At 37.3% G+C, this 12,076-nt stretch carries 11 protein-coding genes and 1 pseudogene; 11 read left to right on the forward strand and 1 reads right to left on the reverse strand.

What is annotated here, in order from left to right:
- Positions 1 to 538 precede the first annotated feature (538 nt).
- The 4 genes from ACXAE4_RS13310 to ACXAE4_RS13325 all read left to right on the forward strand — a co-directional run bounded on the left by ACXAE4_RS13310 (position 539) and on the right by ACXAE4_RS13325 (position 5,122).
- Positions 539 to 1,363 carry a pyruvate, water dikinase regulatory protein gene (locus tag ACXAE4_RS13310; RefSeq protein ID WP_028412907.1) on the forward strand — a complete coding sequence of 275 codons (825 nt, stop codon included), beginning with the start codon at positions 539 to 541 and terminating at the stop codon, positions 1,361 to 1,363.
- 120 nt (positions 1,364 to 1,483) lie between these two features.
- Entirely contained in the window at positions 1,484 to 2,986 is a 1,503-nt protein-coding gene (locus ACXAE4_RS13315) for a malate:quinone oxidoreductase (protein ID WP_028412908.1), read from the forward strand.
- A 251-nt stretch (positions 2,987 to 3,237) separates the two neighbouring features.
- Positions 3,238 to 3,897: a 2OG-Fe(II) oxygenase gene (locus tag ACXAE4_RS13320; RefSeq protein WP_028412909.1), complete on the forward strand. Its 660-nt coding sequence runs from the start codon at positions 3,238 to 3,240 to the stop codon at positions 3,895 to 3,897.
- A gap of 400 nt (positions 3,898 to 4,297) precedes the next feature.
- Positions 4,298 to 5,122 carry a thermonuclease family protein gene (locus ACXAE4_RS13325; protein WP_028412910.1) on the forward strand — a complete coding sequence of 275 codons (825 nt, stop codon included), beginning with the start codon at positions 4,298 to 4,300 and terminating at the stop codon, positions 5,120 to 5,122.
- Positions 5,123 to 5,188: 66 nt separating this feature from the next.
- On the opposite strand, the gene ACXAE4_RS13330 is transcribed toward ACXAE4_RS13325, so the two are convergent.
- Positions 5,189 to 5,332, reverse strand: a complete 144-nt coding sequence (locus tag ACXAE4_RS13330; protein WP_155017337.1) for a hypothetical protein — start codon at positions 5,330 to 5,332, stop codon at positions 5,189 to 5,191.
- Between the two features lie 159 nt (positions 5,333 to 5,491).
- On the opposite strand from ACXAE4_RS13330, the gene ACXAE4_RS13335 reads away from it, so the two are divergent.
- The 7 genes and pseudogenes from ACXAE4_RS13335 to nikC all read left to right on the forward strand — a co-directional run bounded on the left by ACXAE4_RS13335 (position 5,492) and on the right by nikC (position 12,074).
- Positions 5,492 to 6,046 (forward strand): GNAT family N-acetyltransferase, encoded by a 555-nt coding sequence (locus ACXAE4_RS13335; RefSeq protein ID WP_047750646.1) that lies wholly within the window; start codon positions 5,492 to 5,494, stop codon positions 6,044 to 6,046.
- A 197-nt stretch (positions 6,047 to 6,243) separates the two neighbouring features.
- Complete coding sequence (locus tag ACXAE4_RS13340; RefSeq protein WP_289577934.1) at positions 6,244 to 6,804, forward strand: hypothetical protein; 561 nt, start codon at positions 6,244 to 6,246, stop codon at positions 6,802 to 6,804.
- Between the two features lie 199 nt (positions 6,805 to 7,003).
- Entirely contained in the window at positions 7,004 to 7,834 is an 831-nt protein-coding gene (locus tag ACXAE4_RS13345; RefSeq protein ID WP_205664135.1) for a YitT family protein, read from the forward strand.
- Between the two features lie 312 nt (positions 7,835 to 8,146).
- Entirely contained in the window at positions 8,147 to 8,560 is a 414-nt protein-coding gene (locus tag ACXAE4_RS13350) for a DUF4395 domain-containing protein (protein WP_205664133.1), read from the forward strand.
- Between the two features lie 242 nt (positions 8,561 to 8,802).
- A pseudogene (gene nikA, locus ACXAE4_RS13355) lies at positions 8,803 to 10,327 on the forward strand (nickel ABC transporter substrate-binding protein).
- Positions 10,328 to 10,329: 2 nt separating this feature from the next.
- Entirely contained in the window at positions 10,330 to 11,271 is a 942-nt protein-coding gene (gene nikB, locus ACXAE4_RS13360; protein WP_033579366.1) for a nickel ABC transporter permease, read from the forward strand.
- Positions 11,268 to 12,074: a nickel transporter permease gene (nikC, locus tag ACXAE4_RS13365; RefSeq protein WP_033579365.1), complete on the forward strand. Its 807-nt coding sequence runs from the start codon at positions 11,268 to 11,270 to the stop codon at positions 12,072 to 12,074. Before nikB ends, nikC begins: the two co-directional genes overlap by 4 nt.
- Positions 12,075 to 12,076: the final 2 nt, after the last annotated feature.

The following is a 12,076-nucleotide window of genomic DNA, read 5'->3' on the forward strand; positions in this document are numbered from 1 at the left end:
TACGACATATAACCAACTATTCAAAACATCGTCTTTTAGGCGGTGTTTTTAGTATGCATAAGGTAAAAAGTAAACCGTTCATTATTTTTAGTTATAGCACTCTTAGCTAAAAAGAATAGATAAGAATAAATCTTCTATAATTTAAAAATCATGTTATAAACAACATAACTATCCTCGTGCCTATTCCTGCAAAACGCCTCTCAGCCCTGATGAGTGCACCATGCCAAAGCATAAAACATTTTAAAATCTAAACTTTTTCTTTCTTCAAACTTTTTATAAAATGCGCAGAAAAGGGATTGTATCTCCGTATATTTAATGCTAATATAACATTTAATGAAAATAGTATAACATATTTAGCTTTATTTCGTAATTAGTATGACACAAATTCTTAATTTAATTGTTTTGTTAAAGTGTTTATAATCACAGTGACCAGCATATTTATCTATTCATTACTATTAAATTGTGTATCTTGTAAGCTGCTAAATAAAAAATATTAGCGTTATTAAACTATTAAAATCAAAGAATAGGAAGATTTAATGTGAATAAAAGAAAAATTGTCTATATAGTTTCCGACTCAGTAGGTGAAACGGCTGAGCTGATGGTAAAAGCAGTTTTAACTCAATTTAGTGGAGAAGATATTGAAATTCAAAATACTTCTTACGTAGAAAATGAGGAAAATATTGATAATATCATTGCCGAAGCAAGGTGTAACGAGGCCATCATTGCGTATACTATCGTCATCCCACCTTTAAAACAGTATCTTGACCAAACGGCACAAGACGAAGGAATTGTAGCCATTGATTTGATGACCCCTCTTATGAGTGCCTTTAGCCAAACCTTTAATAAAGAACCTAATCTTCAACCGAGATTAACAAGAAAATTAGACGATAACTATTTTCGAAGAGTAGAAGCAGTTGAATTCGCTGTTAAATATGATGATGGACAAGACTTCAGAGGCATCAAGCGAGCTGATCTAGTGTTGATTGGTGTTTCGAGAACGTCTAAGACGCCACTTTCTATGTATTTAGCTCATAAAAGTCTTAAAGTAGCGAATATACCGTTAGTTCCAGAAGTGACGCCTCCTGACGAACTTTTTACTATTCCAAAAAATAAATGTATTGGTTTAGTTATTACACCGGATAAGCTCAATGAAATCCGAAAAGAACGATTAAAAAATTTAGGTTTAGCGTCTCAAGCCAATTATGCCAATGTAGATCGAATCCTTGAAGAGCTGGACTATGCTGAGAAAATTATGAAGCGCATTGGCTGTCCTATTGTTAATGTCTCAGGTAAAGCAGTTGAAGAAACCGCTGAAGTGATATTGAGCATGTTAAAAAAGGACAAGATGAAAGGGTATGTATAAAAACTCCCATTATGTAAGACAGACAACTTGTCAGACATACTTAATCTATAGAGAGTCAGGTAGAACAGGCGTGTTGCTAAAAGGTGCTTTTTTAAAATATAAAAGATAAGGAAGATTGTGATGAGCAATGTATATAAAAAAACAGACGTTATCTTAATTGGGGCCGGAGTGATGAGCGCAACGTTGGGATCTTTACTAAAAGAGTTAGCGCCGGAATGGGAAATCAAAGTATTTGAGAAACTCGCAGATGCAGGAGAAGAAAGCTCCAATGAATGGAATAATGCAGGGACGGGCCATGCTGCACTGTGCGAGTTGAACTATACATCTGAACAAGCTGACGGATCCATAGATATTACGAAAGCCGTGCGAATTAATGAACAGTTTCAGCTTTCAAGACAGTTTTGGTCGTACCTTGTAAGCAGTAATTTAATTCATCATCCGCAAGAGTTTATTATGCCAATCCCTCACATGAGTTTCGTACAAGGAGAAAAGAACGTATCCTTTTTGAAAAAACGTTTTGAAGCGCTATCAAATAATCCGTTGTTTCAAGGGATGGAGTATTCGGATCGTCCTGAAAAGTTAAAAGAATGGATGCCGCTTGTTATGAAAGGGCGTACATCGACTGAAGCAATTGCGGCAACCAAAATTGACTCAGGGACGGACGTGAACTTTGGAGCTTTAACTCGTATGTTGTTTACACATTTAAAAAGTAAAAGCGTAGAAATAAACTATAACCACAGCGTTGAAAATCTGACACGTAACGCAGACGGCTCGTGGGAAGTAAAAGTACATGATATTCATAGCGGCAAACAGGAATATCACACGGCGAACTTTGTTTTTATCGGAGGAGGAGGCGGAAGTCTGTCTTTACTCCAAAAAACGGGTATTCCTGAGTCCAAACATATTGGAGGGTTCCCGGTAAGCGGATTATTTATGGTATGCACTAATCCCGAAGTTGTGGCGCAGCATCACGGGAAAGTGTACGGAAAAGCAAAGGTTGGCGCTCCACCGATGTCGGTTCCACACCTTGATACACGCTATATCGACCGCAAAAAAACACTGCTGTTTGGACCTTTTGCCGGATTTTCACCAAAGTTCTTAAAAACGGGTTCAAATTTGGACTTAATCAATTCTGTAAAACCGAATAATATCTTAACGATGTTAGCAGCAGGCGTCAAAGAGATGGGCTTAACGAAATACTTGATTCAGCAGGTGCTGTTGTCCAATGAAAAGCGTATGGAAGAACTTCGCGAGTTTATTCCAAACGCAAAAAGCGAAGACTGGGATATCGTCGTAGCGGGTCAGCGTGTACAAGTAATCAAAGATACGGAAGCCGGAGGTAAAGGAACTCTTCAATTTGGTACAGAAGTTGTGAGTTCAGCGGATGGTTCCGTTGCTGCATTGCTCGGGGCTTCGCCAGGCGCTTCGACTGCCGTTCATGTTATGCTTGAAGTGCTAGAAAAGTGTTTCCCCCAGCATATGAAGAAATGGGAACCAAAAATAAAAGAAATGATTCCTTCTTACGGCTTGTCACTGGTAGAAAATCCAGCGCTTTTTAACGAAATTCATGTTTCTACAGCACAAACGCTGAATTTAAGTAAAAAAGAACTTGCGTACCGCTGATTTTAGGCGGCCTTTGGCACGTATGCTTTAGATTAAAAGAATTTTTTTAGGCTGCTTTATAAAGTGTTTAAAATATAAGTGAAATCTATAAGAAAAAATGAAGGAGCTCCGTTATATTGCGGGCTTCTTTTTATTTATTTCCTTTGCTAGCAGAATTTACTTCGTATACATGATATAATTCTTATTAGTAAGCGTTTACATGTAATGGAGTGAAGAATTGGAAAATAGCTATTTTGAGGAGCCGATAAAAGATGATTACAACTAATACATCTTTACTAACGAAAGAACAAACGATTTTTAGCCATTCAGGGAATAAAATTAAATTAGAAGACAGAGAGATTAATATTGTTGCTCGATTTGAAGAGCCTCTTGTTCTAGTTTTAGGAAATGTCCTAAGTACCGAAGAATGTGACGAACTTGTACAGCTATCCAAAGATAAAATGCAGCGATCAAAAATTGGAGCTGAACGTGAAGTAAACAGTATTCGAACGAGCAGCGGCATGTTTTTTGAAGAAAGTGAAAACGAGCTTGTACATCAAATTGAAAAGAGACTTTCTAAGATAATGGGACCGTCTATTGAATATGCTGAAGGCCTTCAAGTTTTAAAATACTTGCCTGATCAAGAATACAAAGCGCATCACGACTATTTCACTTCTGCAAGTAAAGCATCTAAAAATAACCGTATTAGTACATTGGTTATGTACTTAAATGATGTGGAAGAAGGAGGAGAAACTTATTTTCCTAAGCTGGGTCTTTCCGTATCTCCGACAAAGGGAATGGCCGTGTACTTTGAATATTTTTATAGTGATGCTGAACTTAATGACCGTACTCTCCACGGGGGAGCTCCTGTTATAAAAGGAGAAAAGTGGGTCGCTACCCAGTGGATGCGCAAACAAAAAATTCGATCGTAAAAACAAAGGTTTGAAGAGCCCTATTAGCTATTGTTAGTAAGGGCTCTTATTTATGTTACAAAAAAATAGTCATTATGGTAGTCAGTTATGATATTGAAATATTCACACTTATTCTATTTGTGCGGCTATTCCTTATTTTTATAAGCCGGTAGACGATAAATGTATTTGTAGTGTAAAATATCCTCATGATTAAAAATCTGGATACACAAAAACGAAAAATGTGTTTGTGAAATAAAAATAAAATAAATGCTATTTAAAATAATGACTTTAAAACAAGCTGCGCGAAAAACTCGTGAAAGGTATTTTCACGAGTTTTTGTTTTTAGGTGATTTACACTATTTATAAAATCATTTTACTTTTATATAGTAGATAGGGAATGTGTTAAAGGAGGACCCGGGTTTTGAAAGAAATAAAAGCAATTATTTACATCATGATCGCGATGTTTATGCTGCTTCTTACTGGATGCAGTGATGAGCAGGCAAGTCATTCAAGCACACCTTCTACGGATACAAAACAAGAAGTTCAAGTAGAAGGTTCATCAGATCAAGAAGAAGACCATAGTCCTTCTAAAGCAAGTCGTGAAGACGTAGTAGGTGAGGCAGCTACGGTAGAAAGAGTGGTGGATGGCGATACGCTTAAAGTAAAAATGCTGAACGGAAAGACGGATCGCGTACGACTACTTCTTGTCGATACCCCAGAAACAAAGCATCCCAAACTAGGCGTACAGCCCTTTGGTCCAGAAGCATCTGCTTACACGAAAAAAAGGCTAGAAGGGCAGGAAATCACTCTTGAATTTGATGTGCAAGAACGTGATCAATATGGACGGTTACTTGCGTATATATGGATAGACAATGAGCTATACAATGAAGAGCTGCTAGCAAAAGGGCTAGCCCGCGTAGCGGTATTTCCTCCTAACACAAAGTACGTAGACGAATTTAAGAAAATACAGGAGCAGGCTCGGAAAAGCGAAAAAGGCATCTGGAGTATTGAAAACTATGCCCAAGAAAAAGGATATAATACGGATGCTGTAAAAAATCAGTCCTCTTCTAATCAAAAAGATACTCAATCTGCCACAAGCTGCGAAGGTAAAATAAAAGGAAATCAAAACTCTAAAATTTATCACGTGCCAACAGGGGCACACTACAATCAAACAATGAACAACGTCATTTGGTTCTGTACTGAAAAAGATGCACAAGAAGCAGGATACAAAAAAGCAAAAAACTAACAAAGAAATTCAGTAGCTGCTGAGTTTCTTTTTTTGTGAGTTCCGTAAGTATGTGTATAGGATTGGCTAAATACCGTCCAACAAAGAACGACCAATTCGTATAAGAAGACGCAGGGGCCATATGAGCAGCTGAGGCACTTGTAAAAGAACCTCCGCTATAAGTTCTCTCCCGCTCATCGTATTATCTTTCTGCTGGCAGCGTTTTTTCATAGTCATCATCCATTCATTTGAAAATATACATTAATTATACAATGAAAGGAAGATTAGGAGTTAATTTTTTCTTTCTTTTCTTTTTCGTGTTAAAGTAGATAGGTAAGAAGTTTTGCTACAAATAACGCAAGCGAAGAGAATAAAGGGAGTTTGAAAATCGTGAAAATAAGGAAAGCAAGAAAAGAAGATGCTTCTGCTGTAACGGAATTACTTTATGACATGCTTGGGAGTATTGCACGCTCTCATACGGCGGCTACAACGAATGAAGAAGCGCTTTTAAGACTTAAAGCGTTTATTCTGTCTGAGAAGAATCGCTATAGCTATCATCATATTACAGTCGCAGAAGTCGATGAGAAGGTAGTTGGACTTATGCTTTGCTACGAAGGAAGTATGTTACAAACGCTTTATGAACCAGTTAAGCGTTTTGTGCGTGCGAAACTTAATAATCCAGCGTGGGAAATTGATATAGAAACTGAACATGGAGATTATTATATTGATTCTCTATGTGTAGACGAAGATTACCGCGGAAAAGGGATAGGAACGGCTCTTTTAAATGTAGCCAAGCAAGAAGCCAAAAAGCGTAAGATGTTTTTATCGTTAAACGTTGAATACAATAACATAGAAGCCAAAAAATTGTATCAGCGTATAGGCTTTCAAGAGCATAAAACCATTTTTATTGATAAAAAACCATTTTTTTATATGAAGACTGCCTGATCATCTTTACGGTAGTATTTTTTGTGATAAAATGGATATATAAGTAAAATAATAAGAACCAACAGCTCAGCACTTTTGCTGAGCTTTCCTGTAAATCGCGTAAACGTATCAAAATGGAAAGAATCCTACATCCAATGGACCATAAGCAAGCGGTCATGAAAGTATGTTTGCTGATGTGCCACATGAAAGGAGCGTGCATGAACATCAGAGATCTTCCGTTTAATATGAGTTATCGATTTAATGAACAGCTTCGAGAAGTTCCGGTTAACCCAAACCAAATGAAGCAGGGAATCATCTATTTAAAGAAACGAGCTCTTGAAGAAGAGGATGAGTGTGCCGCTGCTAAAACATATGGACATATTGGTGTATACGAGCGCATACTTGGAGAATTAACGAGCAGTGAAAGACACTTGCAGCTGGCCATTTATCTATATGACCGACATGCTGATACAATAGGTGAATTTTTGAATACAATCCGACTTGGACATACATATCACTGGCAAGAACAGTGGGATAAGGCGAATGAAACGTTTCAGCTACTCATCGAACAATTAAAAGCAGATGAAGACCTTCACATATATGAAGACTTTGTCTATCAGCATTATGGAAAATTTTTACTTGATCAGCGGGTTGTTTCCAGAGCACATCACTATTTTCAACGCGCGTTAGAAATTCGATTGAAAAAAGGCGATAAAGAATTAATTGAGTCGACTAATTCCTGCATCCGTCTTTGCTTAAATAAATTAAAACATTCCTAGTATACATAAAAGATAAATGACTCATAGCCTTGGTTACACATAATGCATAAACTTTCCGTTTGACAAACGTATGTGAACATATTATAGTCATACATGGCAATTTAAGAATACGTAATATAAAAACTAAACATAAGCGTCTCTTCTCTTTTGGAGAAGGGGCTTTTTTATGTGAATTTTTATGCCGAGGAGGGTTTAATCGATGAGTAAAATAGTAAAAGATGTCATCTTTTTATTAATAGGTTCGTTTGTATTTTCACTTGCAGTTAACATGTTCGTCATTCCAATAGGACTGGGTGAAGGCGGCGTTACGGGTATATCCATTATTTTATATTATACAACGCATCTTTCAACAGGCGTCACTAACTTTATTCTAAACGGTATCTTGCTTATCGTAGGGTATAAATTTTTAGAGAAAAAAACCATCGTCTATACAATGATTACGATTATCACTACATCTATTTTTCTTCACGTAACTGAAGGCTGGGGTCTTCATCTTCACGAAGAGCTCATTGGCATCGTTTTTGCCGGTGTACTGCTAGGCGTTGGAATTGGGATGATTTTGCGAGTTGGTGGAACAACAGCAGGGTCAGCCATTATTGCTCGAATTCTAAATAAGTTTTTAAACTGGAAAGTCAGTCATGCACTCTTAATTGTTGATTTACTAGTGGTATTGGCTTCTTATTTTATTATTGGAATCGAAAAGTTACTATTTACGATCGTCATGCTTTACATTACAACAAAAGTAATTGACTTCGTTATTGAAGGATTTGATGCCAAAAAGGCCGTTACCGTTATTTCAAGCAACAAAAACGAGGTAGCGGACCAAATCAATGAACAGCTTGATCGCGGGGTAACGATTCTAAACGGTCGAGGGAACTATACAAAAGAATCAAAAGAAATTTTGTACGTTGTCATTAATAAACAAGAGCTTCTTAAACTTAAAAAGTTAATTAAAAAAATTGATGATGAAGCATTTGTGATTGTACACGATGTACGAGACGTAATTGGAAAAGGCTTTTTAAGCGCATAAAGCTGTGGTTCTTGGCAATTTTTTCTGACGTTGGTGTTTTCCGAAAAAGTATGATATAAGTGTGTCTAAAGACAATTCAATATACGAAAGGAAGAACCCATATGCGTAATAAAAGGCATGTAAAACGTCTTCTTCAACGTCGAATCCGTTCTTTACGATACGTTGTCTTGATTTTATTTACGATACTGATCTTAAAGTACGTTAGTGAAATTATGTAACTTTTTTATATAAGTCTTATCGCTCATTTGGAGTGCTTTTTCTTTTAAATTAGTAAACCAATTTGTATAATAGGTTTTAAGAAGGAGGAGTTCCATGAGCATTCCCAAACCATTAGTTCAGCTTAATCAACTCTTTATCGTTATAACGGTTGTGCTCGCTTTACTTGCGGCAAAGTGGCTTTTACTTTTGCCTTTTCTCGTTGGAGTAGTCACACTTGTAACAAAGCGTAATCCTGTAATTATGGCAGGTAAAAAGCTTCTCAAAAAACCTATTTCTTCGTATCAGATGGAAGACCGTGATCAGCAGCTTTTTAATCAATGGATTGCAACGATATGCATTGGGATTGCTTTCATTTCATTTTTACTTAGTTATACGTTTGTTGGCTATGTATTTAGTATAATGGTGATTCTTGCTGCGGGTGTAGCGCTGATGGGATATTGTATAGGCTGCACGATTCGTTATCGATATATGATGTGGAAATATAAAAGAAAAAAACATGCTGTATAAACAAAGCCTCGAGAAGGCTTTGTTTTTTTATGCTCATTTGTATACGTTATCAATAAATTCAATCATCACAACGAGTGAAAGCAGGTGCTAGAGCACCTGTATCCTTTAAAAACCTTTGTTGACAAAGTAAGGTAAACAAATTAAACTTTTTATGATAATAATAATCGTTACGATTTAAAGGAGGGTTATATTTAGAGGCAGTACATAAAAGAAGGATAGTTTTTAATAAAGGAAGGGTTTATATGAGAAAAAAGATAAGTCTGCTATGCTCAATGCTTGTTACGATAGGTCTGCTGGCTGCATGTTCGGATAACTCCGCGAGTACCGAACAAAAGAGTGGAAAGAAATCACTTACTTTTGTATCAAATTTTCCAAGCGACACGCTCGATCCGCAGCTAAATTATACAACTGTAAGAGCGGGAATTGCTGAGACGCTAGTCAAAGTGAATGAGCAATTACAGATTGAACCATGGCTCGCAAAGAAATGGAAAACAGAAGATAATGGGACGACCTGGATATTTGAGATTAGAGGCGGGATTACGTTTCAAAATGGCAAGGATTCTGAATGCTGAAGCCGTGAAACATTCGTTAGAAAGAACGATAAAAGAAAGCGAAGCAATGAAAAGTGCACTTAAAATTAAAGAAATGAAAGCCAGTGGCCAAATCTTGATCATTACAACAACAGAGCCGCTTGCTACGCTGCCTTCTGAACTTGTTCATCCAAACACGGCAATTATTGATGTAGATACTTCAGATATAAAAAGTAAACCAGTGGGAACGGGACCATTTAAAGTAGCTTCGTTTAAACCGGATAGTGAAATGAAAGTAAAAAAATACAAAGAATACTGGGACGGGGAACCAAAATTGGATGAAGTTGTGTTAACATTTAATGATGATGAAAATGCACGCACGTCTGCTTTACAATCAGGTGAAGCTGATATTGTATATCGTCCGGCAATTGAAAGCTTAAATACTTTAAAACAAGATTCATCTATTGTAGTAGATATACAGCCGAGCCTCAGAAATCAAATGCTTTTCTATAATTCAAGGCAAGAAGCGTTTAAAGATAAAAATGTGAGAAAAGCGTTTGATGTATTATTAAATCCCACGGATGTTGTCAACACAGCGCTCGCAGGTCAAGGTTCACCAGCAGCAGGTCCATTTTTAGATAGTTTGGATTTTTCGAACGATCAAAAAACGAAAACCTACGGACCAAGTGAGGCTCAAAAACATTTAGAAAAAGCCGGTTATATACTCAAGGATGGAAAAGCAATAAAAAATGGAAAACAACTTTCTTTTAAGCTTGTTACATACCCTTATCGTCCAGAACTGCCTTTAATGTCACAAATGCTTCAGTCAGAAGCCAAAAAGATTGGTGTGAAAATAGACATTCAACAAGTGGAAAATATGGATGAGTATATGACAACAAAAGATGATTGGGGAATCGTTACATACAGCCTAGTAACCGCGCCGCGAGGAGATGCAGGATATTTCTTTAATGCTCTTTATACGGAGGGAGGGGCATTTAATGTTGGACATTTTCATGAACCAGCATTAGCTTCCATTATTGATGAGCTTAATAAAACCGTTGATCAAAAACAGCGCAATAAGTTAGCAAGACAAGCGGGAGAAATAGCAGAAAAGGAAACGCTGCATTCTTCGATTGTTCACCCGAACAATTTTGTAGCCTATAGAGACAATGTGAAAAATTGGGTTACAGCCAAAAGTGAATACTATGTGATAACAAAGGATTTAGATGTGAAATAGATATGAAATTAATTGGTAAAAGAATAATAGAATTACTCATTTTTTTAGTTATCCTATCGTTTCTCAGCTTTGTTTTAATGAAGCTGGCTCCAGGAGACCCAGTTAAGCAAATGCTTCGCGTAGATGACGTGGCAGTGTCTGAGGAACAAATAAATAGTTTGCGAACAGAGCTAGGGTTTAACGAACCCGTATATATTCAATATGTAAAGTGGCTGAAGCGTTTTTTTCAGTTTGATTTAGGATCTTCATATATGACAAAAGAGCCTGTCATCGACGAATTAGTTGAGAAGTTTCCGGCTACGCTGCGCTTGACGGTTGCATCTTTGGTTGTGATGCTTTTAATAGCTGTGCCACTCGGAACGCTGTCAGCACTATATCCAAATAAGTGGATTGATTATCTCAGCAGAAGTATTTCTTTAATTGGAGCGTCTATTCCAAGCTTTTGGCTCGGTCTTTTGTTTATACAGCTGTTCTCTGTACGTCTTCAATGGCTTCCTTCAATGGGTACAGGCACAGCAGCCCATCTTGTGCTGCCTTCTTTAACACTTGGTTTTGCCATGTCCGCTGTGTATATGCGAATGATTAGAGCTAGTCTGCTAGAAGGATTGAAACAAGATTTTGTACGATCTGCTCGAGCAAGAGGAATAAGTGAAAGCCGCATTTTTATTTTCCATGCGTTTCGGTATAGCTTAACACCCATTCTTACCATTTTAGGGACAAGCTTAGGGAGTTTACTTGGAGGAACGGTTATTATTGAAGTGCTTTTTGCTTATCCTGGAATCGGAAAACTAGTTATTGATGCGATTATGAATCGTGATTATCCTGTGATTCAAGGGTATATTTTGTGGATGGGCCTGTTTGTTGTTTTAATCAATTCACTTGTGGATTTGAGCTACAAATATGTAAATCCCCAGCTCTATGTAAAGGGAGGGGATAAAACGTGAAAAAGCCGCAGCTTCTTTTTGTAGTAATAAGCATGTGTGGTATTGTGCTTATTTTATTTTGTCTGTTTGGAAGTCAGCTAATACCAATGGACCCCACACAAGTCAATATGCAAGACCGGCTTCAAAAAGCCAACAGTGATCACTGGCTAGGGACTGATCACTTAGGCAGAGATCTTTTTTCACGAATCATAGCTGGAGCTCAGACTACGATTGGAACTAGTTGTCTTGTCTTAGCGCTCTCTCTTTTGATTGGAGTCCCGGTTGGTTTAGTTTCAGGGTATATTGGAGGAAAGATAGATCGCTTTTTAATGAGAATTGTAGATGCTTTTTTAGCTTTTCCTGATTATATTGCAGCCATTGTCTTAAGCGGACTGTTAGGGCCTGGATTATTTAACTTAATTGCTGCAATGGTTATTGTAAAGTGGGTTAGTTATGCAAGGGTAGTGCGGAGTATTGTGCTTCAAGAGAAGTCAAAAGAATATGTGCTGATTGCTAAATTAAACGGAGTGGGAACACTACCTTTAATCCTTCGCCATTTTCTTCCTCACGTCGGGGGACATATTCTTGTTCTTGCTACGCTGGATATAGGGAAAATTATTTTAATGATGGCTTCATTATCCTATATTGGACTAGGGACTCAGCCGCCTACTCCGGAATGGGGAACGATGCTAAATGAAGGCAGGGCTTACTTTTACAATGCTCCGCAGCTAATGTTGATACCAGGTGTGGCCATTATTTTATTTGTGCTGACGTTTACAGCTTTAGGTGAATATATTCGAGGGAAATATCAAGTTAATCGATAAAA

The organism is Priestia sp. ABM2_011 (genome assembly GCF_056158845.1).

Bases quoted from the DNA above. Each gene is read 5' to 3' on its own strand.
- ACXAE4_RS13330 (WP_155017337.1), bottom strand. From the start codon at position 5,332: ATGAAAAAACGCTGCCAGCAGAAAGATAATACGATGAGCGGGAGAGAA.
- nikB (WP_033579366.1), top strand. From the start codon at position 10,330: ATGAAATTAATTGGTAAAAGAATAATAGAATTACTCATTTTTTTAGTT.
- ACXAE4_RS13350 (WP_205664133.1), top strand. From the start codon at position 8,147: ATGAGCATTCCCAAACCATTAGTTCAGCTTAATCAACTCTTTATCGTT.
- ACXAE4_RS13320 (WP_028412909.1), top strand. From the start codon at position 3,238: ATGATTACAACTAATACATCTTTACTAACGAAAGAACAAACGATTTTT.
- ACXAE4_RS13340 (WP_289577934.1), top strand. From the start codon at position 6,244: ATGAACATCAGAGATCTTCCGTTTAATATGAGTTATCGATTTAATGAA.
- ACXAE4_RS13315 (WP_028412908.1), top strand. From the start codon at position 1,484: ATGAGCAATGTATATAAAAAAACAGACGTTATCTTAATTGGGGCCGGA.
- ACXAE4_RS13345 (WP_205664135.1), top strand. From the start codon at position 7,004: ATGAGTAAAATAGTAAAAGATGTCATCTTTTTATTAATAGGTTCGTTT.